Origin of the sequence: Caballeronia sp. LZ008 (genome assembly GCF_031451435.1) — a bacterium.
Classification (GTDB): Bacteria; Pseudomonadota; Gammaproteobacteria; order Burkholderiales; family Burkholderiaceae; genus Caballeronia; species Caballeronia zhejiangensis.
Genome location: NZ_JARUXK010000004.1, coordinates 362,774 through 385,093, shown reverse-complemented (window position 1 = coordinate 385,093; position 22,320 = coordinate 362,774). Strand labels below are relative to the sequence as shown.

General features: G+C 63.1%; 24 protein-coding genes. 11 read left to right on the top strand and 13 right to left on the bottom strand.

What is annotated here, in order from left to right; all coding sequences use genetic code 11:
- Positions 1 to 4 precede the first annotated feature (4 nt).
- Positions 5 to 520: a methylated-DNA--[protein]-cysteine S-methyltransferase gene (locus QCE49_RS26530; RefSeq protein WP_008353883.1), complete on the top strand. Its 516-nt coding sequence runs from the start codon at positions 5 to 7 to the stop codon at positions 518 to 520.
- Between the two features lie 83 nt (positions 521 to 603).
- Here QCE49_RS26530 and QCE49_RS26525 read toward each other — a convergent pair whose 3' ends face one another.
- The 3 genes from QCE49_RS26525 to QCE49_RS26515 form a co-directional block, all read right to left on the bottom strand.
- Positions 604 to 1,119: an OmpA family protein gene (locus QCE49_RS26525; RefSeq protein WP_250460003.1), complete on the bottom strand. Its 516-nt coding sequence runs from the start codon at positions 1,117 to 1,119 to the stop codon at positions 604 to 606.
- Positions 1,120 to 1,509: 390 nt separating this feature from the next.
- On the bottom strand, positions 1,510 to 2,130 hold the full coding sequence (locus QCE49_RS26520; protein WP_250440438.1) for a DUF2968 domain-containing protein: 621 nt from the start codon (positions 2,128 to 2,130) through the stop codon (positions 1,510 to 1,512).
- A gap of 112 nt (positions 2,131 to 2,242) precedes the next feature.
- Positions 2,243 to 2,674 carry a hypothetical protein gene (locus QCE49_RS26515; protein ID WP_175983075.1) on the bottom strand — a complete coding sequence of 144 codons (432 nt, stop codon included), beginning with the start codon at positions 2,672 to 2,674 and terminating at the stop codon, positions 2,243 to 2,245.
- Positions 2,675 to 2,921: 247 nt separating this feature from the next.
- Here QCE49_RS26515 and QCE49_RS26510 point away from each other — a divergent pair, with 247 nt between their 5' ends.
- From QCE49_RS26510 to QCE49_RS26500, 3 genes are all read left to right on the top strand, one after another.
- Complete coding sequence (locus QCE49_RS26510) at positions 2,922 to 4,436, top strand: ATPase domain-containing protein (RefSeq protein WP_250460005.1); 1,515 nt, start codon at positions 2,922 to 2,924, stop codon at positions 4,434 to 4,436.
- The gene (locus QCE49_RS26505) at positions 4,433 to 4,789 is read left to right on the top strand and encodes a response regulator (protein ID WP_008353888.1); all 357 of its coding nucleotides are present in this window, start codon (positions 4,433 to 4,435) and stop codon (positions 4,787 to 4,789) included. Before QCE49_RS26510 ends, QCE49_RS26505 begins: the two co-directional genes overlap by 4 nt.
- An 85-nt stretch (positions 4,790 to 4,874) precedes the next feature.
- Positions 4,875 to 5,129, top strand: a complete 255-nt coding sequence (locus QCE49_RS26500) for a CsbD family protein (RefSeq protein WP_008353889.1) — start codon at positions 4,875 to 4,877, stop codon at positions 5,127 to 5,129.
- Positions 5,130 to 5,186: 57 nt separating this feature from the next.
- Here the strand turns inward: QCE49_RS26500 and QCE49_RS26495 are convergent, their stop codons facing one another.
- The 4 genes from QCE49_RS26495 to frc all read right to left on the bottom strand — a co-directional run bounded on the left by QCE49_RS26495 (position 5,187) and on the right by frc (position 10,250).
- The gene (locus QCE49_RS26495) at positions 5,187 to 5,849 is read right to left on the bottom strand and encodes a hypothetical protein (RefSeq protein WP_309806598.1); all 663 of its coding nucleotides are present in this window, start codon (positions 5,847 to 5,849) and stop codon (positions 5,187 to 5,189) included.
- On the bottom strand, positions 5,846 to 6,634 hold the full coding sequence (locus QCE49_RS26490; RefSeq protein WP_250460007.1) for a fumarylacetoacetate hydrolase family protein: 789 nt from the start codon (positions 6,632 to 6,634) through the stop codon (positions 5,846 to 5,848). The genes QCE49_RS26495 and QCE49_RS26490 overlap by 4 nt, the downstream gene beginning before the upstream one ends.
- Before the next feature lie 64 nt (positions 6,635 to 6,698).
- Positions 6,699 to 8,906, bottom strand: coding sequence for an acetate--CoA ligase family protein (locus QCE49_RS26485; protein ID WP_250460010.1), 2,208 nt, complete (start codon positions 8,904 to 8,906; stop codon positions 6,699 to 6,701).
- 81 nt (positions 8,907 to 8,987) lie between these two features.
- The gene (gene frc, locus QCE49_RS26480; protein WP_250460012.1) at positions 8,988 to 10,250 is read right to left on the bottom strand and encodes a formyl-CoA transferase; all 1,263 of its coding nucleotides are present in this window, start codon (positions 10,248 to 10,250) and stop codon (positions 8,988 to 8,990) included.
- 411 nt (positions 10,251 to 10,661) lie between these two features.
- On the opposite strand from frc, the gene sucC reads away from it, so the two are divergent.
- The 3 genes from sucC (at position 10,662) to QCE49_RS26465 (ending at position 13,019) form a co-directional block, all read left to right on the top strand.
- Positions 10,662 to 11,864 (top strand): ADP-forming succinate--CoA ligase subunit beta, encoded by a 1,203-nt coding sequence (gene sucC, locus QCE49_RS26475; RefSeq protein WP_250460022.1) that lies wholly within the window; start codon positions 10,662 to 10,664, stop codon positions 11,862 to 11,864.
- Complete coding sequence (gene sucD / locus QCE49_RS26470) at positions 11,861 to 12,733, top strand: succinate--CoA ligase subunit alpha (protein ID WP_008353897.1); 873 nt, start codon at positions 11,861 to 11,863, stop codon at positions 12,731 to 12,733. The genes sucC and sucD overlap by 4 nt, the downstream gene beginning before the upstream one ends.
- 112 nt (positions 12,734 to 12,845) lie before the next feature.
- Positions 12,846 to 13,019 carry a hypothetical protein gene (locus QCE49_RS26465; RefSeq protein WP_250460024.1) on the top strand — a complete coding sequence of 58 codons (174 nt, stop codon included), beginning with the start codon at positions 12,846 to 12,848 and terminating at the stop codon, positions 13,017 to 13,019.
- Between the two features lie 54 nt (positions 13,020 to 13,073).
- Here QCE49_RS26465 and QCE49_RS26460 read toward each other — a convergent pair whose 3' ends face one another.
- From QCE49_RS26460 to oxlT, 5 genes are all read right to left on the bottom strand, one after another.
- Complete coding sequence (locus QCE49_RS26460; RefSeq protein ID WP_008353900.1) at positions 13,074 to 13,817, bottom strand: GntR family transcriptional regulator; 744 nt, start codon at positions 13,815 to 13,817, stop codon at positions 13,074 to 13,076.
- Positions 13,807 to 14,028 (bottom strand): hypothetical protein, encoded by a 222-nt coding sequence (locus QCE49_RS26455; RefSeq protein ID WP_051079075.1) that lies wholly within the window; start codon positions 14,026 to 14,028, stop codon positions 13,807 to 13,809. Before QCE49_RS26455 ends, QCE49_RS26460 begins: the two co-directional genes overlap by 11 nt.
- A 113-nt stretch (positions 14,029 to 14,141) precedes the next feature.
- Positions 14,142 to 15,155, bottom strand: coding sequence for a 2-dehydropantoate 2-reductase (locus QCE49_RS26450; RefSeq protein WP_008353901.1), 1,014 nt, complete (start codon positions 15,153 to 15,155; stop codon positions 14,142 to 14,144).
- Positions 15,156 to 15,312: 157 nt separating this feature from the next.
- Positions 15,313 to 16,248, bottom strand: a complete 936-nt coding sequence (locus tag QCE49_RS26445; RefSeq protein ID WP_008353902.1) for a LysR family transcriptional regulator — start codon at positions 16,246 to 16,248, stop codon at positions 15,313 to 15,315.
- Positions 16,245 to 17,576 carry an oxalate/formate MFS antiporter gene (gene oxlT / locus QCE49_RS26440; RefSeq protein ID WP_008353903.1) on the bottom strand — a complete coding sequence of 444 codons (1,332 nt, stop codon included), beginning with the start codon at positions 17,574 to 17,576 and terminating at the stop codon, positions 16,245 to 16,247. The genes QCE49_RS26445 and oxlT overlap by 4 nt, the downstream gene beginning before the upstream one ends.
- Positions 17,577 to 17,672: 96 nt before the next feature.
- Between oxlT and QCE49_RS26435 the strand changes: the two genes are divergently transcribed.
- The 3 genes from QCE49_RS26435 to QCE49_RS26425 all read left to right on the top strand — a co-directional run bounded on the left by QCE49_RS26435 (position 17,673) and on the right by QCE49_RS26425 (position 19,434).
- Entirely contained in the window at positions 17,673 to 18,002 is a 330-nt protein-coding gene (locus tag QCE49_RS26435; protein WP_250460026.1) for a hypothetical protein, read from the top strand.
- A gap of 51 nt (positions 18,003 to 18,053) precedes the next feature.
- Positions 18,054 to 18,998: a LysR family transcriptional regulator gene (locus tag QCE49_RS26430; RefSeq protein WP_033536098.1), complete on the top strand. Its 945-nt coding sequence runs from the start codon at positions 18,054 to 18,056 to the stop codon at positions 18,996 to 18,998.
- Between the two features lie 97 nt (positions 18,999 to 19,095).
- Complete coding sequence (locus QCE49_RS26425; RefSeq protein WP_250460028.1) at positions 19,096 to 19,434, top strand: hypothetical protein; 339 nt, start codon at positions 19,096 to 19,098, stop codon at positions 19,432 to 19,434.
- An 85-nt stretch (positions 19,435 to 19,519) separates the two neighbouring features.
- On the opposite strand, the gene QCE49_RS26420 is transcribed toward QCE49_RS26425, so the two are convergent.
- A complete protein-coding gene (locus tag QCE49_RS26420) occupies positions 19,520 to 20,971 on the bottom strand; it encodes an aldehyde dehydrogenase family protein (RefSeq protein WP_250460030.1) in 1,452 nt (483 codons plus the stop codon).
- Between the two features lie 221 nt (positions 20,972 to 21,192).
- Here QCE49_RS26420 and QCE49_RS26415 point away from each other — a divergent pair, with 221 nt between their 5' ends.
- Entirely contained in the window at positions 21,193 to 22,125 is a 933-nt protein-coding gene (locus QCE49_RS26415; RefSeq protein ID WP_409017609.1) for a M23 family metallopeptidase, read from the top strand.
- Positions 22,126 to 22,320: the final 195 nt, after the last annotated feature.

Sequence of the window (22,320 nt, the reverse complement as noted above, 5' to 3'; positions counted from 1 at the left end):
CGAAGTGATCGAATGCCATGTCGGCCCGAGCCCGCTCGGGCACATTTTGTATCGCGCCGAAGACGAATGTCTGACGGGTCTCTTCTTCATCGGACAGAAGTATTTTCCCGATGGTCTGCACGCGCCGACGCTGTCGGAGACAGCGCCGAGATCCCGCGTGATTGCCGATGCGCGCGAGCAGGTCGGCGAATACTTCGCGGGTACGCGTCGGAAGTTTTCGATTGCGGTGCAGTTTCGCGGAACACCCTTTCAGCGACAAGTCTGGGACGCGCTTTGCCAGATCCCTTTCGGCGACGCGTGGACGTACAGCGATCTCGCGCGCCGGCTCGGCTTGCCCGCGGGCGCATCGCGGGCCGTCGGCGGCGCGAACGGACGCAATCCGGTCGCGATCATCGTGCCGTGTCATCGCGTGATCGGCGTCGACGGGGAATTGACCGGCTATGCGGGCGGCGTCGAACGCAAACGCCATTTGCTCACGCTGGAGGGCGGTCCGGGGCGCGAACAACTCGCGCTCTTCTGAAGCAGCGCACAGTCGGCGACAAAACAAAAACCCCCGCGAACCATCGGTTCGCGGGGGTTTTTTCGACATCGTCCGATGATGAATTACGGCGTAAGCATCACTTCCACACGACGATTTTCCGCACGCCCGACGCTCGTTGCGTTCGACGCAATCGGATTGGCCTTGCCGAAACCCTTCATCGCGAAGTTCTCGGCGCTCAGGCCATGTCCCTTCAGGTAGTCGAGCACGGCCTGCGCGCGACGCTGGGACCGACCGAGGTTGTAGGCATCCGGGCCCATCGAATCCGTGTAGCCCTCGACCGTGACGGACGCGAAATTCGCACCCTTCGAGTCGGCGACGAGCTTATCCAGAATGCTCCTGGCCTTCGGCGTCAACGCGGCGCTGTCGAAGGCGAAGTTCGTCTTTTCGTCGAGCGAAATCTTGCGCGGCACGACAGCCGGGGCCTTCGCTGGCGCCGGTTCCGGCGTTGCAACGACCGGCTGAGGCGGCGTCACGCAGTTGAAGATTACGTTGCGCGGATCGCTCGGCGTCTTCGTTCCGGCGAGCGTCTGAAGCACGTTCACCTTTTGATCGCCGCACATCTTTTGAGCCGCGGTCATGCAGGCGCTGCCGTTTTCGAACAGACCGTAGCATTCGGCGCGAAAAGCCTTCTGGCCATCCGACGTTTGAATTTCGCTGATATTGAAGGCCGGTCCCGACGTGGACGAACAGCCCGCAAGTACGGCAGCGGCGATAAGACTAACAGCAAGGGTTTTCGTGAGCATCTTGGTGGTCATGCAAGTCAATTTCAAAGTGCGAGCCGCTGAGCGCGCACCTCGATTCCGGGCCGGGGAACAACCCAAAGGTGACGTGAAAAATGATGGATCGATTTCGGGTGCGCCAAACGTTCGATAAGCAATCCGAAAGCTGCGCGATTGTAGCGTGACAATTCGTGCGATTTAAGCGGACAACTCCCAAATACAAGGCCGGCGGCACTCGTATCGCAAGCCCTATTTGGACGGGACCGGAAGGTCGCCGTCGGATTGCTTCTGAAGCTCCTGCACGCGGATCTGCAGCGCGCGAAGTTGCGCCTGCGCCGCTGCCTGCTCCGTGCGAAGTTCGCGGATCGCATTCTGCTGCTCCACTTGATAACTCGTCACCTGATTTTGCTGCGCGCGTGCAATATCGAGATCGGCTTGCAGCCGGTTCGCGCGCGCCTGCTGGGCGGCGATCTGCCGGTCCGCATATGCCTTCTCCGCTTCGAGCTTGATGCGCTTTATTTCCGCATCGGCGAGCGTGTTCGACGTCTTGGCGAAATCCGCATAGACCGTTTCGGCCCGCGCGTCATTTTGCGTTTTGAACACGCGCCAGATATTGCTTTGCTGAAACAGCGCGGCGTAATAAATCATCTCGTCGGGATAATACGAGAGACTCGCGCCATAACTGCCATTCAACGTCCTGCGTAACGCCGTGATTTTCCCGGCGGCAAGCAGATTCTCGAGTTCCGCGACATCGCCATTGCTCGCAATAGCCGCTTCGGGCCTCATCGGCGATGAATCAGCGGCCCGCGCCAACGGACCGGACAAACCGGCGGCAATCAGCACGATTTCCGCAATTACCCAGCGCTTCATTGCGATTTTCCGTAATGGCAACGCGCGTCGCCCGGAAAGAATTATGGCGCGGCAAGGCAATCGATTCCAGACGACTCAATACTTCATTCGAACGCCGTTAATCCGTGCGTCTTTAAATGGTCGATGTGCGCTTGAAACTTACTTGCGACAAACGCGGCTCGCTCAGGTTGCGGATCGTTTCGACCGGCATGAAGATGCGCGAATCGGACGGCTCCACGGACATGCGCGAAAAAATATGGCGGTCGCCGTGGAAAACGAAAGGCGCGGCCGAGAGAATGCGCGCGTCGGGCAGGCTTTCGGTGGCGTGCGGCGCGGCGGCCGAAGCTGTCGCGGCAAAAAGAACAAAAAAGCTGGCGGCGAGCGCAAGAGCGCCCGGAATCGAGTGCGAACGGTGCATGGCGAGATGAAGGCAATGAAGGCGCGCGAGCGCCGGAGTGAAGCGGCGGGAGAAAACACGGCGCCCCTGTAAGACGTTCGTCATTTCATCACCCGCTGCTCCGAGTGCCCATGAGACAGTTCTCAAAGAATTCCTGTTGGCGGGCAATCGCTCCCATCCGCAAAACGCTCGGGCGCAGAAAATGCGTGCATGATGCATTCGCCCGCGCGCGGCCCCGGCGGGCTCGCTTCAAAAGGCCGCAGCGACGACGCAAAGGCGCGTGGCCGCCCAAAACCGCGCACGCAAAGGCGCGACGGCGGGCATGAGCGGTATGGCTTCCAGCACGGCTTGCCAATAGTCAGCCATAATTCGCCTTCTCAAAAAAGCCGGTACGCCGAGTAAAAAAGAAAATCCCATGAACCAAGACGACAAGCACTCCACCGCTCAACCCCGGCAACACGCTGCCAACGACGGCAACGTGACGACGGGCGTCGCGGGCCTGGATGACATCCTGGGCGGCGGGTTCGTCGAGGGCGGCCTGTATCTGATCGAAGGCATGGCGGGCGCGGGCAAGACGATTCTTTCATCGCAGATCGGCTTTCATCGCGTCGCGCAGGGCGACATGGTCCTGTACATCACGCTGATCGCCGAATCGCACACCAAGCTTTTGTCTCATCTTCGCGGACTGTCGTTCTACGACGCCGACGCCATCTCCGACCGGATGCTCTTCGTCTCCGGTTATCACGAACTGATGCGCGACGGCCTGTCCGGCTTTCTCGCGCTGATCGCAGCGACGATCAAGACGAGCCGGCCGCGTTTCATGGTCATCGACGGCTTTCGCAGCGCGCGCGAATTCAGCTCGACGGAACTCGAACTCTCGCAGTTCATCCACGAGCTTTCGGCGTTCGTGAGCGCCGCGCGCTGCACGACGCTGATCCTCGCGCCGCTTTCGGGCAACGAGCCGCATCCGGAGCACACGCTCGTCGACGGGCTCATCGAACTGAACCGCTACAACACCGGCATGCGGCGTGCCCGCGAAATCGAAGTCCACAAGCTGCGCGCCCGCGATCATCTGCTCGGCAAGCACTTCTTCAAGATGACGGAGAACGGTCTCGTGACCTTTCCGCGCATCGAGGCGTCGCCCGCGAACGATGACGGCGCGCCGGACTTCAAGAACAAGTTGAGCTTCGGCTTTCCCGATTTCGACCAGATGCTCGGCGGCGGCATCGTGCGCGGCTCGACGACGACGCTCGTCGGGCCATCGGGCATCGGCAAGACGCTGCTGTCGCTCAAGTTCCTGCAGGCGGGCGTCGAACGCGGCGAGCGCTGCGTCTACTTCGGCCTCTACGAATCGCCCGAGCGGCTTCTCGCCAAAGCGTTGTCGGTCGGCATCGATCTCGCGCCGGCCGTGCAGGACGGACGTCTCGCGATCCGCTGGCATCCGGCTGTCGAACTCGCGATCGACGAGCTCGCCGTCGAACTGATGACCGCGGTGCGGAACACGAATGCGTCGCGGCTCGTGGTCGACGGCATCGACGGCTTTTTTCAGTCCGCGAACCGCACGGAGCGTTTCGGCCTCTTCCTCAACGCGCTCACGCACCGTCTGCGCGACGCGGGCGTGACGACGCTGCTCACCGAGGAAATGCCGCTCTACGGCGATTCGGTGCAGCCCACGACGTTGCGCGCGTCCGCGATGACCGAGAACATCGTGCTCATGCGTTATGTCGAGGCGAATTCCTCGCTGTATCGCATGGTGTCGATCGTCAAGCAGCGCGAAGGCCCGCACGATTCGGCGATCCGCCGTCTCACGATCGACTCGCGCGGCCTGCATATCAGCGAAGGCTTCATTGGCTCGACGGGTATCTTGTCCGGACACCCGTCGATCGCCGCGCCCGCGCTGTCTGTGTCGGACCCCGGCGCGCGCGCATGAAGAAGATCCTCGTCGTCGACGATGAATTCGACATTCTGACCACGTGGCGCCTCGTGCTCGAAATGGAGGGCTACGAAGTTTCGACCGCGTCCAACGGACGGACCGCGCTCGACGCGGCGCGCTCGAATCCGCCCGCGCTCGTCATCACCGACTGGATGATGCCGCACATGGACGGCGTCGAACTGATCCGTCAACTGGCCGCGAGCGACGCCCTCGCACGCGTGCCGGTGATCCTCATGAGCGCGGCAGCGCATGCGCCGGCGCTCGAGCATCCGCATGCGCAGTTTCGCCGCAAGCCGCTTTCTATCGACGATTTGATCGACGCCGTGAAGGGACTGATCGGTTCGGCCTGAATTGGCCCGGGCACGCTGCGTGCTGCTGATGAGCGTTCCGGCGAATCCGGATTTACGAGAAACCGCTCAACCGAAGGGAGGCACCATGGTGCAGGATCAAGTGGAAGGCGCGGCACAGAAGGTCGTCGGCAAAGTGCAGGACGCAGTCGGCGCACTGACGGGCGATGAAGGCACGCAAGCCGAAGGCAAGGTGCGGCAGGCTTACGGCAACTTGCAGCAAAGTTATGGTCAGACCGTCGACAACGTGCGTCTCGCGGTCGCGAGCCAGCCGATTCAGGGCGTGCTGATCGCGGCGGCCGTCGGCTTCGTGCTCGGCGCGTTGTGGAATCGCGATCGCTGATGTGTCTCGGGCATCGCGATGCAAAGCCGGCGCGAAGGTTGCGCCGGCTTTGTCGTTTCATGGCGTCTCGCGCACGATGCCGACGAGCGTCGCCGACCGCGTGCAGCCGACGGCGATCGCGACTGCCGCCACGACGAGCGCGCCATGCGAACCGCCGATCGCTGCCGCGAGCGCAAGTCCGCCAGCCGCCGCCGCTCTCATCGCGTATGCGACCGGCGCGGCCGCGTTGCCGCCCATCGCGAGCGACAAGTGCGCGCCGATGAGCGCGAGCATCGCGATAACGGAAATCACGTCCGACTGAACGCCGAGCACATAGGCGAACGCCGCGCATGCGCCTGCGCAGGCGAGATGCATCGATTGAAGGTTCGCGCTTGCTCCGTTCGTGTGCCGGCGAACGACGACGCAAGCCAATGCCGCCAGCGCGCCGCCCGCCAGCACCGCATATGCGCTGTCCGGGCCCGGCAGCGCCCACGCGACGAACGCCATCGTCGCGAAGAGCGATTGCGCCGATACACCCGGCGTCGCACGCGCGGATCGATACCCGATGAATCCCGCGACCAGCGCAAGCACGAGCGCGGTTCCGCCCGATGCGCCGCTCGCGAAGCACGCGGCGGCAAGGAGCGCGCCCGTTTCCCGCCTTCCGCGCGACGCACGCATCGACGAACCCGCCGACAGCGCCGCGAGCACGCAGAGCGCGCCCGCGAGTCCATCCGCGATCATGCTTCGAGCACGTTCGACAGCGTGCCGATTCCGGCGATCGACACATCCACGCGCGCGCCGTCCTTGATCGAGCCGACGCCGATAGACGTGCCGCACGCGATCACGTCGCCGGGAACGAGCGTCATGTCTTGCGACAGCATGCTCACTTGCTCGGCGGGCGAGAAAATCATGTCGTCGAGCGGATAGTTCTGGCGCTCGACGCCTTCGAGTGTCGTGACGACGCTGGCCGTGCGCCAGTCGAAGCCGTTGCCCGTCGTGACGATCGCCGGCCCGAGGCAGGTGAACGTGTCGAAGCCCTTCGAGCGGCACCATTGCGCGAAGTTGGGATCTTCCTGCAGCAGCTCGATCGCGGTGACGTCGTTCACGCACGTATAGCCGAAGATCGCGCTTTCGGCTTCCTCCACGGACGCCCCGCTCACCGTCTTGCCGATCACGATGCCGAGTTCGCCCTCGTACGCGATCTTGCCGTGATAGCTCTTCGGCCGGCGGATCGACTCGCCCGGCCCGATCACCGACATCGGCGGCTTGATGAGAAAGAGCGGATGCTGCGGCGGCGCCTTGTCGAGCTTCTGCGACAGCGCGTAATAGTTGTTCCACAGCGCGATGACCTTGCTCGGCTGACAGGGCGCGAGCAGCGTCAGGTCGTCGACGGCGAACGACATGTCGGTCGGGCGCGGACTGTCGAACATCGCGCCGTCGTGCTGCACGACGCGGCCAGAATGCTGATCGAGCGTACCGAAACCGATGCTGCCGCCGGCATCGCGAAAACGAATCCAGTGTGTCAAGTGTGTCTCCCTTATAAAGGGCGCGGACATACGTGGTCCGCGCCCCTGTCCCCTCCTCCAAACCTCAGATCAAACCTGCGCCGCGCGCCCACTTGTACTTCGCGCCGAGCACGGCAACGGGCAGTTCCGTCGAATAAGCGTAGGCCGGCACGCCATGCTCGTACAGGTATTCCGCGGCTTCTTCCACTTGCACGTCGCCCGCGAGCGACGCCACGATCGGCTTCTCGATGCCGAGCGCCTTCATCTCCTCCTTCACTTCGATGACGAGTTTCGCGAAGACCATCGGCGGCGTGATGATCGTGTGCCAGTAGCCGAGGATGATCGAATGGATGCGATCGTCCTCGAGCCCGAGGCGGATCGTGTTCTTGTACGTCGACGGCGGCTCGCCCCCGGTGATGTCGACGGGATTTCCGGCCGCGCCGAACGGCGGGATGAACTTGCGGAACGCGGCATCGAGATCGTCGGGCATCGCCATCAGCGAGAGGCCGTTGTCGACGCATGCGTCCGACAAGAGCACGCCCGAGCCGCCCGCGCCCGTGATGATGACCGTGTTCTCGCCTTTGGGCGTCGGCAGCTTCGGAATGCCGCGCGCGAACTCGAGCAGATCGCGCAGCGACCGCGCGCGGATCACGCCGCATTGCTCGAAGACGTCTTCGTAGATCTTGTCGTTGCCCGCGAGCGCGCCCGTATGCGAGCTGGCCGCGCGCGCGCCGAGGCTCGTGCGCCCCGCTTTCAGCACGACGACCGGCTTCTTCTTCGACACGCGCTTTGCGGCTTCGGCGAACGCACGGCCGTCCTTCAGATCCTCGCAATGCTGCGCGATGATTTCGGTGTTGTCGTCCTGCTCGAAGAACGTGAGCAGATCGTCTTCGTCGATATCGCTCTTGTTGCCGAGACCGACGATCGCGGAAACGCCCATCTTCGCCGAACGCGAGAACCCGATGATGGCCATGCCGATGCCGCCCGACTGCGACGACAGCGCCGCCTTGCCTTTCACGTCGTACGGCGTGCAGAACGTCGCGCAAAGATTCTTCGGCGTGTAGTAGAAGCCGTAGATGTTCGGGCCCATCATGCGGATGTCGTATTGCCGCGCGATTTTGACGATCTCTTCCTGACCTTCGTGATTGCCCGTTTCCGCGAAGCCCGACGGAATCAGCACCGCGCCCGGAATCTTCTTCTCGCCGACTTCGACGAGCGCCTGAGCCACGAACTTCGCGGGAATCGCGAACACGGCGACATCGATCACGCCGGGCACGTCCTTCACGCTCTTGTACGCCTTGCGGCCCATGATCTCGTCGGCTTTCGGGTGAATCGGATAGATCGTGCCCTGATAGCCGCCGTTGATGAGGTTCTTCATCACCGAATTGCCGATCTTGCCGTCCTCGTTCGACGCGCCGATCACCGCGACCGCATCCGGCTTCATGATGCGGTTCATCTGCGCGACGATCTGCTCTTGCGTCGGCCGATAGCGCGGTTCGGCGGGCGCGAAATCCATCACGATGCGCACGTCCGCCGCGACCGCGCCGTTCGGGCTCGCGAACACCGGATTCAGGTCCATCTCGGCGATTTGCGGGAAATCGTCGACGAGACGCGACACGCGCTCGATCAGGGTAATCAGCGCCTCGCGATGTACCGGTTCGGCGCCGCGCACGCCGCGCAGCACTTCTGCGGCCTGAATGCCGTCGAGCATCGATGCGGCTTCTTCGCGCGTGACGGGCGCGAGCCGGAACGTCACGTCCTTCAGCACTTCGACGAGCACGCCGCCGAGACCGAACGCGATCAGATTGCCGAACGACGGGTCCGTCACCGCGCCGATGATGACTTCCTGCCCCGCGCCGACCATCTGCTGAACCTGCACGCCGACAAGCGTCGCCTTCGGGTCGTACTTCTTCGCGTTCGAGATGATCGTGTCGAAACCGGCACGCACATCGGCTTCATTCTTCAGGTTGACGAGCACGCCGCCCGCTTCGGTCTTGTGCAGGATTTCCGGCGAAACGATCTTCAGCACCACCGGAAAGCCGATGAACGACGCGAGCTTCGCGGCATCGTCCGCCGATTTCGCGACGCCTTCCTGCGGCACCGCGATGCCGTATGCATCGCAGACGAGTTTGCCTTCCGGCGCGGTCAGCGACGTGCGGCCTTCCGCTTTCACTCGGGCGAACACTTCCGCGACGCGGCGTTTCGCGTCGGGCGCGTGGAGCGGAACGACCGCCGCCGCGTGCGTGGATGAATTGGCTGCTTCGCCGCGGTCCTGGGCAACCGTGCTGTTCATTTGGTGCGTCTCCGTTATAGGGGCGTGCAGGGGCCTGCGCCGCCCTCTTTCGAAGGCGGACGTCAGTGCAAGGCAATGTGCTCAGATCGCGCCGAGGCTCTTCAGCGTGGCGACCTGATCCGGCGTGTAGCCGAGTTCGGCCATGACTTCGTCGGTGTGTTCGCCGAGCAGCGGCGAGCGCACGACTTCGGTCGGACTGTCGGACAATTTGATCGGATTGCCGACCGTCAGATACTTCCCGCGCACCGGATGATCGACTTCGACGACCGTTCCCGTCTTTCGCAGCGACGGCTCTTCGGCGATTTCCTTCATCGACAGGATCGGGCCGCACGGAATGTCGTGCTTGTTGAGGATTTCCATCGCCTGGAACTTGGTCTTCGACATCGTCCAGCGCTCGATTTCCTCGAAAATCTGTTTCAGATGCGGCAGGCGCGCGTTCGGCGTCTTGTAATCCGGATGATCGATCCATTCCTCCTTGCCGATCACCTTGCAGATTTCGCCCCAGACCGGCGCCTGCGTGATGAAGTAGATGTACGCGTTCGGATCGGTCTCCCAGCCCTTGCACTTGAGAATCCAGCCCGGCTGGCCGCCGCCCGATGCGTTGCCCGCGCGCGGCACGGCTTCGCCGAACGTGCCGTTCGGATATTGCGGGTACTCCTTCATCACGCCAGTGCGTTCGAGGCGCTGCTGGTCGCGCAATTTCACGCGGCAGAGATTGAGCACGCCATCCTGCATCGCGGCGAGCACTTTCTGGCCACGTCCGCTCGTGTTGCGCTGATACAGCGCCGTGACGATGCCGAGCGCCAGATGCAGGCCCGTGCCCGAATCGCCGATCTGCGCGCCGGTGACGGTCGGCGGACCGTCTTCGAAACCGGTCGTCGACGCCGCGCCGCCCGCGCACTGCGCGACGTTCTCATACACCTTGCAATCTTCGTACGGTCCCGGGCCGAAGCCCTTCACCGACGCGACGATCATCCGTGGATTCAGTTCCTGGATGCGCTCCCACGTGAAGCCCATGCGATCGAGCGCGCCCGGGGCGAAGTTCTCGACGAGCACGTCGCACTTCTTCACGAGCGTCTCGAGCACCTTCTTGCCTTCCGGATTCTTCGTGTCGATGGTGATCGAGCGCTTGTTGTGGTTGAGCATCGTGAAGTAGAGGCTGTCGGCGTCGGGGATATCGCGCAACTGCTCCCGCGTGATGTCGCCCGAACCCGCGCGCTCGACCTTGATGACGTCGGCGCCGAACCACGCGAGCAACTGCGTGCAGGTCGGTCCCGACTGAACGTGCGTGAAGTCCAGGATTCGCACGCCGTCCAGCGCCTTGCCAGATGTGTTCACCGTCATGGCTTTGTCTCCCACTCTCTTTCGACGTTTATAGATTCACAATTATTTGTACATCGTCCCGCGCCGTCGTGCCCGGAGCGCGTAGACCGTCGGACCGCAAAGCGACCCGCCTCCTGTGATATACAATATTCCACACACAGTATTAGTCAACCGTCCGTCGGTCGATGAAAACCCTGTGATGCAGCGCACGATCCCTTGGACGCCGCTGTGAGCAACGCTCGACCGATTTTTAATTCTGCAGTGCATCAATTACCGTCGTCCGCCTCGGCCCGTTAAGCACTGGTTTAACGCTGCAAAAGCCCGCAAACGAAAGTTTTTGCGCGCCGTGAAATCTGATATACAGTATTTCAGCGCGCCGACGATGCTGTTGCTCGGCTCGCTCATTCCCATCAGAGGACATCAGGAGACGAGATGAACATCCACGAATATCAGGCGAAGGCGCTGCTGCGAAAGTACGGCGTCGCGGTTCCGGAGGGCCGCGTCGCCTTTTCCGCGACGGAGGCCGCCGATGCGGCGCGCGCGCTGCCCGGACCCGTCTGGGTCGTGAAGTCGCAGATTCACGCGGGCGGCCGCGGCGCCGGGCGCTTCGCCAACGATCCGGACGGAAAAGGCGGCGTGCGCGTGGTGAAGTCGGTCGACGAAGTGCGCGAGAACGCGCAGAAGATGCTCGCGTCCGTGCTCGTGACCATGCAGACGGGGCCGGCGGGCAAGGAAGTGAAGCGGCTCTACGTCGAAGAAGGCTGCGATATCGCGCGCGAGCTGTATCTCGGCATGCTGGTCGATCGCGCCAACTCGCGCATCACGATCATGGCGTCGACGGAAGGCGGCATGGAGATCGAGGAAGTCGCGCATCGCACGCCGGAAAAAATTCTCAAGGTCGCGATCGATCCGGCGACCGGGCTTCAGCCCTTTCACACGCGCCAGATCGCGTTCGGACTCGGGCTCACCGGCAATCAGATCAAGGCTGCGTCGAAGTTCATCACGGCGCTGTATCAGGCGTTCGTCGATCTGGATGCGTCGATCGTGGAAGTGAATCCGCTCGTCGTGACCGGCTCCGGCGACGTGATGGCGCTCGACGCGAAGCTCAATTTCGACGACAACGCGCTGTATCGCCATCCCGACATCGAGAAACTGCGCGACGAGGACGAGGAAGATCCCGCCGAAATCGAAGCGGCGAAGCACGGTCTGAACTACGTCAAGCTCGACGGCAATATCGGCTGCATGGTGAACGGCGCGGGCCTCGCGATGGCCACGATGGACATCATCAAGCTCTACGGCGGCGAGCCGGCGAACTTTCTCGACGTCGGCGGCGGCGCGACCCAGGAGCGCGTCGCGACCGCGTTCAAGCTGATCCTGCGCGACCCGAAGGTGCAGGGCATTCTCGTCAACATCTTCGGCGGCATCATGCGCTGCGACGTGATCGCGCAAGGCGTCGTCGCGGCCGCGCGCGAGATCGATCTGAGCGTGCCGCTCGTCGTGCGCCTCGCAGGCACGAATGTCGATGCGGGCCGCGAGATTCTGCGCACGTCCGGTCTCACCATCATCCCCGCCGAAAATCTCGCCGATGCCGCCGACAAGATCGTCAGCGCCGTCGCTCAAGGAGTGGCCCAATGAGCGTTCTCATCAATAAAGATACGAAGGTCATCTGCCAGGGCTTCACCGGCGCGCAAGGCACGTTTCACTCCGAACAGGCGATCGCGTACGGCACGCGCATGGTCGGCGGCGTGACGCCGGGCAAAGGCGGCACGACGCATCTGGACTTGCCCGTGTTCGACACCGTCGCCGATGCCGTCGCGAAAACGGGCGCCGACGCCTCCGTCATCTATGTGCCGCCGCCCTTCGCCGCCGATGCGATTCTCGAAGCCATCGACGCGCAGGTGCCGTTCATCGTCTGCATCACGGAAGGCATTCCGGTGCTCGACATGCTGCGCGTGAAGCGCGCGTTGAGCGGTTCGTCGAGCCGGCTCGTCGGGCCGAACTGTCCGGGCGTCATCACGCCGGGGCAGTGCAAGATCGGCATCATGCCGGGGCATATTCACCGGCCGGGGAAGATCGGCGTCGTATCGCGTTCGGGCACGCTGACCTATGAGGCCGTCGCGCAGACGACCGCGGCCGGCCTCGGGCAGACGACGTGCATCGGTATCGGCGGCGATCCGGTGAACGGGACGAACTTCATCGATTGCCTGTCGCTCTTTCTGGAGGACGATGCGACCGAGGGCATCATCATGATCGGCGAGATCGGCGGATCGGCGGAGGAAGAAGCCGCGCAGTTTCTCAAGGACGCGAAGACGACGAAGCCAGTGGTCGGTTTCATCGCCGGAACGACCGCGCCGCCGGGACGCCGCATGGGTCACGCGGGCGCGATCATCTCGGGCGGATCGGGCACGGCCAGCGCGAAGATCGACGCGATGAAATCGGCGGGCATTCACGTCGCCGATTCGCCGGCCGCGCTCGGCGAAACGATGCTGCACGCGATGCGTTAGTCACGCGGGCAACCGGCGCGGGCCGAGCAAGGGCGCGCTATTGCTGAGAAAGGGCAGCATCGATAGACTTGCGCCTTTTTTCCGCGCCATGTTCGTCTACCTCGACTCTGCGATGGCGGTGGCCTTGCGCATCGGCCAGGTCACTGCCCTGTCGTTCGCGACATCGCAAGCCGTCGCGCCGTCTCCGAGTCATGCGCCCGGCTTCGTGCCCGTCGAGACGCGCGGCGCGCTGCCGAGCGACGACTATCCGCTTCGCGCATCACCGTTTCGATCGACGACGAAATAAAAAAACCGCACGGCGAACACCATGCGGTTTTTTGCTTTCCAACTCAATCCGTCATCAGTCCAGAAAGTCGCAATTCGCCTCGACGAACGCCGCCAGATCGAGCGAATGCTGCTTCACGAGCCGCTCGACCAGCTCCGTGTCGCGCTTCTCCAGCGCCTCGATGATCCGCATGTGATCGACGATCGAGCGCGACGCCCGGTCGCTCTGCGAGATCGTCATCTTACGGATCGCGCGGACGTGCACGAAGATGTTCTTGATCGTGTCGAAGATGATTTCCGACTTCGACAGCCGCACGATCGCCGAATGGAACGCGATATTCGCTTCCGAATACTCGTCGATATGCTCGGCGGGCGTCGAGTCGCGGAAATTGTCGAACATGTGGCGCAGATGGGCGATTTCCTCGTCCGTCGCGCGCTGCGTCGCGAGGCGCGCCGCCATGCTTTCCAGCGCCGCCCACATGTGAATCATCTCGACGATCTCGCGCTTGGTCTTGCGCAAGATATAGACGCCGCGGCGCGGCACCGTGCGCAGAAAACCTTCCTGCTCGAGCAGCGTCATGGCCTCGCGAATCGGCGTGCGGGACACGCCGAGCGCTTCGGTCAGTTCTTTCTCGTCGAGACGGATTTCTTCCCGCGAACGATAGATGTCCGCCTCGGCGATCGCCTGCCGCAGCTTCGCGTACGCCTGATCGCGCAGCGAAACCGTGGCATTGATCGGCTCCAGCGAAAGCGTCAGCCCGGGCGGACGTACATCGGGGCGAACTTCCGGACTATCTACGGATTGAGTATCAGATGGCATTGATGGCTTGATTTCCCAAGTGCGGACGGCGAGCGTCGACACGCTTGCCCGAACCGCCGTTCTGGTCATCCGCCGCGAGACCGGCGAAGCGACCGTGATCCTGTGCGCGCTGCAGCATGCTTTGCGGCACGGCCGACGCAATCATAAACGTAACACCTACACCAACGGCAACCAGCGCGAATCCGACAACAACCAGCAGGGCGATGCTCATTTCAGGCTCCAGTTGAATCACTCAAGAGCCCTCAGTATATGCTGCATCGCAACAGCACGCAAGTATTTTGCATCTTGTATATCAGAAACAACGCTGGTCCCTTCGTCTGCAGTTTAGGCGGCTTTTTGAGATTGCGGGAGCGGCAGCGGCTTCGCCGTGCCCTGATTCACGCCTTCGCGCAGCTTGATCAATGCGAGAACGGCATCGAGCATCGGCGTTTCGACGTGCACGAGGCGGCCGATTTCCTGCACGACCGTCATCAGCGGATCGATTTCCATCGGGCGTCCGGCCTCGCAGTCCATCAGCATCGACGTCTTGTGCGCGCCGACCGCGCCCGCGCCGTTGATGCGCCGCTCAACGTCGACGCGGAAATTCACGCCGATCCTGTCGCCGATCGCCTTCGCCTCCAGCATCATCGCCTTCGAGAGCGCGCGCGTGCCGGGATCGCTCGTGAGCACGTCGAGCGTCGCGCCGGTCAACGCGCTGATCGGGTTGAAGCACAGATTGCCCCAGAGCTTCAGCCAGATTTCATCGCGGATGTTGTCGCGCATCGGCGCTTCCATATCCGCCTTCGCCATCATGTCGTGCAGCGCCTGCAGACGCGGCGTGATTTCGCCGCTCGGCTCGCCGATGGGAAATTTCTTGCCGTAGTGATGTTCGATGACGCCCGGCTCCGCGATTTCCGCCGCCGGCAGCAGCACGCAGCCGATCGCGCGTTCCGGACCGAACACGTCCCACTGGCGGCCGCCAGGATCGACGCTCTGCAGTTTCGTGCCTTCGAGCTCGCCGCCGTGTTTGTAGAAATACCAGTAAGGCAGACCGTTGACGGCCGTGACGATCGCGGTTTCCGGGCCGAGCAGCGGCGGAATGAGATCGACGACGCCCGGAATCGAATGCGCCTTAAGCGCGACGATCACGTAATCCTGCGGGCCGAGTTCGGCGGCATTGTTCGTGCAGCGCACCTTGACGGTGTGCTCCTCGCCATCGATCCGGAGCTTGACGCCGTTCGCCTGCATCGCCGCGAGATGCGGCCCGCGCGCGACGAAACTGACGTCCGCACCCGCTCGCGCCAGTTGCGCGCCCATATAGCCGCCGATCGCTCCGGCGCCGTACACGCAGATCTTCATGGTTCGTCTCCTGAGGGTTGTAGCTTTATATCTGTCTGATATACAAGATACTACATTCCGAGTGCAGACAGGACAAGGCGAATCGTGCGCTCGCAGACGAGCGAAAACCCGCATGCGCGAGATGCGCGGCGGGCTTCCTTCAGCGGCAAGAAGTCGGTCAGACCTCGACGGCCTGACCCGAGATGAAAGTATGCGACGAGGATGCGACGATGTGTGACCAGACGTTCGCCGCGCTCGAGCGCAGCGCGCGGCTCTTGCGCCGTACGAGCATGATCGTGCGCGACGTGTCCGGCACGAGCGGGATGATGCGCGTCTGCGCGCAGTCGATGGCAGCGCGCGCGTGCATCGGCAGGATACCGACGCCGAGGCCGGCTTCCGCCATGCGCGCAACCGCGGCAGCTTGCGTGAATTTCTGGCGCACCGCGCCCGCGACGCCGTGCAGCGCGAGCGCAGCCTCGATGGCGCCCAGGCTGCCGGTGTCATCGTCGAGCAGGAGAAGCGGCGTGCCGCGCAACTGCTGCCAGTCGATGCCCGCCGCCGCGCTCAGTCGATGTGACGCGCTGACGACGGCAGCAAGTCCATCGGCGAAAAGAGGCTCGGCGGCGAGTTCGTCGAGATTGTCGGGCGCGATCGCGACGCCCAGTTCCGCCTCGCCCGAACGCACGAGTTGCAGCACGGCGTTTTGCGGCCGATCCATCACGATGATCGTGACTTCCGGCAGACGTTCGCGACACGATGCGAGCATCGCGGGCAAAACGCTCGCCGTGAGAGCGCAACTGCTCGCGAGATTGACGACGCCCGGCTCGCCGCCCTCTTGCGCGCGCGGCCGCAGAGTCGCTTCCAGTTCCTCGACGAGCGGCGCAATGCGGGCGAGCAGCTTGCGTCCGGTTTCGGTGAGCGCCACCTGACGCGTCGTGCGATCGAAGAGCCGCAGCGCGATTTCATCTTCGAGTTCGCGAATGCTGCGGCTCACCGCCGATTGGGTGATGCCGAGATCGTCGCCCGCGCGCGTGAAGCTGCGATGCCGCGCGAGGGTGACGAAAAGCCTCAGTTGATGCAGCGATACGCTCAACGTCGGCGTGCCCTGTTTCATTGAATCGAGCCGGTCCGTAACGACGCGTTGATCGACGATTCGGCCGACGACTCTTCCGTGAGCGTGTTTTCGATCCAGCGCTTTCGCATCGGCGCGAGAACGAATTTCGCGCACAGTCCCGCCGCGATCGACGTCACCGCCGCCGTGATGAACACCGCGTTCCACGACCCGATCGACGCGAGCACCGAAGCGAGCGGCACCAGCATCGACGCCGTGCCTTTCGCGGTGTAGAGCGTGCCCGCGTTGGCGGCGGCGTACTTGCTGCCGAAGGTGTCCGCGCAGGTCGCCGGGAAGATCGAGAAGATTTCGCCCCAGCAGAGGAACGTCATCGCCGCGAACAGCATGAAGAGATACGGATTGTGGCCGAACTCCATCAGCCCGAGCAGCGCGACGCCTTCACCGAGAAAGATGATGAACATCGTGTTTTCGCGGCCGATCTTGTCCGAGATGAAGCCGCACAGCGGACGCGTGAAGCCGTTGCACAGATTGTCGATGGACAGCGTCATCGCGAGCAGCGGCAGCGTTACGCCGAGCAGATTCACCGGCATCTTGGCGAAGCCGTATTCCTTCGCGATCGGCCCGAACTGCGCGGTCGCGATCACGCCGCCCGCCGCGACGAACACGAACATCAGATACAGCACCCAGAAGAGCGGCGAGCGCACCATCTGTCCTGTCGTGTAGTCGATCTTCGTCGACACGATGCGCTTGGCCGGCACGATGCCTTTCGGCGGATTCGGCCGCACGAGCATCAGCGCGAGCACGAAGATGCACGCGCCCTGCAGGATGCCGAAGAACATGAACGCGTGCTCGTAGCCTGAGCTCTGGATCATGTTCGAGATCGGAATCACCGTGACAGCCGCGCCCGCGCCGAAGCCAGCAGCGGTCAGGCCCGCCGCGAGACCGCGCTTGTCCGGGAACCACTTGAGCGCCGTGCCGACGCAGGTGCCATACACGCAACCGGCGCCGATACCTGCGACCACGGCGGCGATGTACAGATGCGTGAGCGTGGTGGCGTGGGCGTCGATCATCCAGCCGATGGCGGCGCAAAGCGCGCCGCCCATCACGACCGGACGCGGTCCGAATTTATCGACGAGCCAGCCCTCGACGGGCACGAGCCACGTTTCAGTGACGATGAAGATGGTGAAGGCGGTTTGAATCGCCGCTTGACCCCAATGGTGCTTCGCATCCATCGGAACGACGAAAAGAGTCCATGCGTACTGGAGGTTGGCGACCAGCCCCATGCATACGATGCCGACTGCGAGCTGGATCCATCTGTTGTGGTGACGCCCGTGCGATTGCCCGGACACAACCGTGTCTGCGCTTGCCATGTCTGTCTCCGTTATCTGTCTTAGCGCTCGTACGGCGCTTGATGTGCTGCGAGAAGCCGGCGCGGTGCGTCGGCGGCGAGCGGTCGGTCAGGGGAAATGCTCGGTCCAGGCGGCATGGGCGTGAGGCCGCCGGTCACGGGTATTGCGCATGTCGCGCGTTTTGAGGTGGGCGATCGATTCGCACATCCGGCAAACATCCGCTTCAGGCGATCGAAGAATCATTTCAAAGCGATTCCCAATAAAGTCCGGATGGGTTATGCAGCCTTTGCAGGCTTCCATGCTGCGAGTGTGCTCGTGTTGCTTTGCGGCAAACTGGCCGATGCCTGGGGTCTGGCGTGGCCGTTCGTTCTTGGCGCAACCGTCCGCCTTACAACTTTCGCGGCCGTGAAAGCATCGTGGGGGAGAAAAACGATTAAGGAAAGTTAGAAAAAATTATTGTATAAATTAGTGATCGTTAATGGATGAGGGATTGCTGTGCTGCGCAACGCCACCCTGCGTCAACTCAAGATCTTCGAGACCGTCGCCCGTCGACTGAGTTTCTCGCGCGCCGCTGAAGAGCTCTACCTTACGCAGCCGGCTGTTTCGACGCAGGTGAAGCAACTGGAGGAGCACGCCGGGCTGCCGCTGTTCGAGCAGCTCGGCAAGAAAATCTATCTGACGCCGGCCGGAAATGAAATGCTTCACTACAGCCGCGCGATTCTGGAGCAATTCCGCGAAGCCGACGATGCGATGGCCCGACTCAAAGGCATTGCGGGCGGCACGCTCAACGTCGCGGTGATCAGCGCCGGCGATTACTTTTTCCCCCGCTTGCTCGCCGCGTTCACGCAGCGCAATACCGATGTCCGGCTCAATCTCGCGGTACACAATCGCGAGGAACTGCTGCATCAGCTGTCCGACAATCTCACCGATCTCGCCGTGATGGTCCGCCCCCCGCGCGATATGGACACGGTGAACGTCTCATTCGCGCCCCATCCGTACGTGATCGTCGCGCCGCCCGATCATCCGCTCGTCGGACGGAGGAACTTGCCGCTCGAAGCGCTCGCCGACGAACCGTTCATCGTGCGCGAGCGTGGGTCCGACACCTGGAATTCGATGGAAGAAGGATTCGGCGGACGGCTGCCGAACCTTAACGTCGCGATGGAAATCACCAGCACGGAGACGATCAAGCAGGCGGTGATCGCCGGCATGGGCCTGAGCTTCTTGTCCGCGCACACGATCAGCATGGAATTGCAGGTCGGAAAGCTGGCGGTGCTCGATATCGAGGGCTTTCCCGTGATGCTCAACTGGTTCGTCGTGCATCGGAACAACAAGCGGCTACCGCCGGTGGCGCTTGCGTTCAAGCAGTTTCTGATCGAAGAAGGCGCAGCGCAGATCGAAGCGATCACGCAAATCGTCGCGAAGACGGGCAAACCGAACGCATAATTCTTTCTGAATAGATAAGCGAAGAAACTTTAACTATCGTATATGGATCGACTTTTCTATCCTGCATTCAAGCCCCACGGCCATACAGGAGACGATCATGATCCATGCAACGCACGACGATGACCGCGAACTTCAGGCGCAAGTCTGCGCGTTCAACACGGCTTTCGAAGAACTCGACCTGATGTTCCGCTGGGATGTGCAGACGTATCGCGGGCTGGCATCGGCGGATAGCGATTACGGGAAGATCGCACAGTACATCGCAACCCATTCCCCGCATTTGCTGACGGCCTACAGCGCCGAGTTTCTTTGCCAGGCGATCGTCGAGCGCAAGAATTCGACAATCGAAGCCTGCCGGCAAAACACGGTCCAATATGAAGACAGCACGCAGCGGGCGCGGCTCTGGCGGGCGCGCAACGAGGAAACGGCGCGCGTCTGACGGGTCTTTCCGATCCAAACGGGCGGTTCGATGAGTCGGACCGCCCGTTTCCCTTTCGCCGCGGTCGGCCGCGGCGTTCATTCCGTCAAGGCGTCAGCGCCACCCAGACCGCCTTCGGCTCGGTGAAATTCTCGATGGCGACGTCGCCATGTTCGCGGCCGAAGCCCGAGTCGCCGCCGCCGCCCCACGGCAGGCGCACGTCCGTGAAACCGTAGGTATTGACCCAGACCGTGCCCGCTTTCAATTCCGCGGCCATGCGATGCACGCGGCCCATATCCGCGCTCCAGACGCCCGCTGCGAGACTGTACGCGGTGCCGTTGGCGATGCGCAGCGCGTCGGCTTCGTCGTCGAAGGGAATCACGCTCGCGACCGGCCCGAAGATCTCTTCCTGCGAGATGCGCATCTCGTGCTCGACGTTGGCGAACACCGTCGGCTCCACGAAATAGCCGCGTTCGCCCGCGCGCTTGCCGCCTGTCACGAGCGAGGCGCCCTCGCCCGTGCCGATGTCCACGTAGTCGAGCACGCTCTTCATCTGCTTGGCGGAAATGAGCGGGCCCATGTTGGTTTCGCGTTTGGACGGATCGCCGAGCTTGATCGTCTGCGCGCGCTGGGCGAGGCGCTCGACGACTTCGTCGTAGACGGCGCGCTGCGCGAGAATGCGCGAGCCCGCCGAGCAGACTTGCCCCGCGTTGAAGAAGATGCCCGATGCGGCCGCGCGCACGGCGCCGTCGATGTTCGCATCCGCGAAGATCACGTTGGCGGACTTGCCGCCTAGTTCGAGCGTGACGCGCTTGAAGTTGCCCGCCGCGCCCTGCAGAATGCCGCGCCCGACGGACGGCGAGCCGGTGAACGTCACCTTGTCGACGCCCGGATGCGCGACGAGGGAATCGCCGACGACCGAGCCCTTGCCGGTCACGATGTTGAGCACGCCCGGCGGCACGCCGGCTTCCAGCGCGAGCCGCCCGACCATCAGCGCCGAAAGCGGCGTGATTTCGGCCGGCTTGACGATCAGCGTGCAGCCGCACGCGAGCGCGGGCGCGATCTTCCACATGCCGATCATCAGCGGGAAATTCCACGGCACGATCGCCGCGACGACGCCGATCGGCTCGCGCACGGTGTAGGTCAGCGCGTCGGGGCGTGCGGGCACGACCTGGCCGTTGATCTTGTCGCACCAGCCGGCATAGTAGGCGAGCGTATCGATGGCGGCGGGCACGTCCTGGCGTTGTACACCGGAGATCGGCTTGCCGGCATCGAGACTTTCGAGCGCCGCGAGTTCTTCCTGATTTTCGCGCAGGAGATCGGCAAGCTTCATCAGGATTCGGCCGCGTTCGGCGGCGCGGATCGCATTCCACGGCTTGAGCGCGGCGCGCGCCGCCTGCACCGCGCGGTCGACATCGGCGGATGTGCCTTGCGCGACGTGGGCGATCGGATTCTCGTTCGAAGGATCGAGGTTCGTCGAGTAGTCGCCTCCGCTCGGCGGGACGAACTCGCCATTGATCAGCAATTCATAGCGCTTCAAATCCGCGGTGCTTTCCATGTCTCGCTCCAGTGCTTTTTCGGATCACTTCATGTTGAGGGAGAAGAACCATCTATGAAAGCAAAACATTTTTATTATTTATATAGGGCAGAATGTATGAGCGGATATAGCGCAGGCCGCGGAATCGACTCTTGTCCCAAATTTCTCTGATTCGTCCGATAGGCCGAGATCCGGCGCGCTCGTACCATCTCAAAACTCGCACTGATTGCAGGGAGATAAGGGTGGTGTCAGTCATCTCGCGCTCGAAAAACGATCTTTACATCGTGATGCGGCGAGGCGCGCTGCGCGCCATCGTTGGTACTGCCTGCTCGGTGGCGGTGCTGGCGCTGGCAGGCGGTCTCGCGCTCGGCCGGTATGACGTTCAGATGCGGCGTGCGCAGGAGCCCGCCGCCGTCCGATACGCCCGAGCCCCTTACAACGCCGATGAGCTCGCGCGTCTGAAGGCGTCGAACGCCGCGCTCGATGCGCGCGTGGAGCGGCTCGCTGCGCAGTTGGACACGCTCAGTGGGTTCGATCAACGCTTGCGCGCAAAACCGCCGCGCGCCACGGCGACCAGCGCAGTGGCCTCGGTGCGCGCGGCCTCCAGCGACGCAGCGGGCGGCCCAGAGCTTCCGCCCCGCCCTTGCCAGGCCGCCGACGCGCGACCGGAGCCGCGAAACCGAAGCAACGAACTCGACTGCCTGGCGACGACGCTTGGCGCGCTCGAACAAGACGCGGCGCAGCACGAGGCGGCGTGGGAAGCCTTTCCGGGGCGTCGTCCGCTCGCGTTCGGACGAACGAGTTCATCGTTCGGGAACCGTCTGGATCCGTTCAATCGTCACCTGAGTTTCCACCCGGGCGTGGATCTGGTCGCCCCGACAGGTACGCCGATTCTCGCGGCCGCCGGCGGCCGCGTGATCCACGCCGGACCGATGCCGGGCTATGGCAATACGGTCGAGATCGATCACGGCAACGGCTTTATCACGCGATACGCTCACGCTTCGAAGATCGAAGTGCGCGTCGGACAGCAGGTCGAGCCGCGCGAGACTATCGCCGAGGTGGGCTCGACGGGTCGATCCACGGGACCGCATCTGCATTTCGAGGTGCGTGTGGGCGGGAAGCCGGTCGACCCGGAAGGATATCTCGCGCTGTTTGCGGGCGACTCGCATGCGTGAGACGAGGTAAGAATTGGTCCGCCGGGTGGACCATTCCGACACGTTCAATTCGAAAGCAACCCGCCGGCGCTCTTCGAGAGCGAACTTGCGCTCGCCTTGGCGCTTGTGAGCGCGTCGGTCGCCGTGTTGACGCTCTGCGCCGCCGCTTTGCTCGCGGCGGCGGCTCCCGAGACACTCGACGCCGCCGACGCGGCA

What these genes read in the sequence shown, in the direction of transcription:
- QCE49_RS26525 (WP_250460003.1), bottom strand. Translation starts at nt 1,119, where the DNA reads ATGACCGCGGCTCAAAAGATGTGCGGCGATCAAAAGGTGAACGTGCTT.
- QCE49_RS26520 (WP_250440438.1), bottom strand. Translation starts at nt 2,130, where the DNA reads ATGAAGCGCTGGGTAATTGCGGAAATCGTGCTGATTGCCGCCGGTTTG.
- QCE49_RS26510 (WP_250460005.1), top strand. Translation starts at nt 2,922, where the DNA reads ATGAACCAAGACGACAAGCACTCCACCGCTCAACCCCGGCAACACGCT.
- QCE49_RS26505 (WP_008353888.1), top strand. Translation starts at nt 4,433, where the DNA reads ATGAAGAAGATCCTCGTCGTCGACGATGAATTCGACATTCTGACCACG.
- QCE49_RS26500 (WP_008353889.1), top strand. Translation starts at nt 4,875, where the DNA reads ATGGTGCAGGATCAAGTGGAAGGCGCGGCACAGAAGGTCGTCGGCAAA.
- QCE49_RS26495 (WP_309806598.1), bottom strand. Translation starts at nt 5,849, where the DNA reads ATGATCGCGGATGGACTCGCGGGCGCGCTCTGCGTGCTCGCGGCGCTG.
- QCE49_RS26485 (WP_250460010.1), bottom strand. Translation starts at nt 8,906, where the DNA reads ATGAACAGCACGGTTGCCCAGGACCGCGGCGAAGCAGCCAATTCATCC.
- frc (WP_250460012.1), bottom strand. Translation starts at nt 10,250, where the DNA reads ATGACGGTGAACACATCTGGCAAGGCGCTGGACGGCGTGCGAATCCTG.
- sucC (WP_250460022.1), top strand. Translation starts at nt 10,662, where the DNA reads ATGAACATCCACGAATATCAGGCGAAGGCGCTGCTGCGAAAGTACGGC.
- sucD (WP_008353897.1), top strand. Translation starts at nt 11,861, where the DNA reads ATGAGCGTTCTCATCAATAAAGATACGAAGGTCATCTGCCAGGGCTTC.
- QCE49_RS26465 (WP_250460024.1), top strand. Translation starts at nt 12,846, where the DNA reads ATGGCGGTGGCCTTGCGCATCGGCCAGGTCACTGCCCTGTCGTTCGCG.
- QCE49_RS26460 (WP_008353900.1), bottom strand. Translation starts at nt 13,817, where the DNA reads ATGCCATCTGATACTCAATCCGTAGATAGTCCGGAAGTTCGCCCCGAT.
- QCE49_RS26455 (WP_051079075.1), bottom strand. Translation starts at nt 14,028, where the DNA reads ATGAGCATCGCCCTGCTGGTTGTTGTCGGATTCGCGCTGGTTGCCGTT.
- QCE49_RS26450 (WP_008353901.1), bottom strand. Translation starts at nt 15,155, where the DNA reads ATGAAGATCTGCGTGTACGGCGCCGGAGCGATCGGCGGCTATATGGGC.
- QCE49_RS26445 (WP_008353902.1), bottom strand. Translation starts at nt 16,248, where the DNA reads ATGAAACAGGGCACGCCGACGTTGAGCGTATCGCTGCATCAACTGAGG.
- oxlT (WP_008353903.1), bottom strand. Translation starts at nt 17,576, where the DNA reads ATGGCAAGCGCAGACACGGTTGTGTCCGGGCAATCGCACGGGCGTCAC.
- QCE49_RS26435 (WP_250460026.1), top strand. Translation starts at nt 17,673, where the DNA reads ATGCTCGGTCCAGGCGGCATGGGCGTGAGGCCGCCGGTCACGGGTATT.
- QCE49_RS26425 (WP_250460028.1), top strand. Translation starts at nt 19,096, where the DNA reads ATGATCCATGCAACGCACGACGATGACCGCGAACTTCAGGCGCAAGTC.
- QCE49_RS26420 (WP_250460030.1), bottom strand. Translation starts at nt 20,971, where the DNA reads ATGGAAAGCACCGCGGATTTGAAGCGCTATGAATTGCTGATCAATGGC.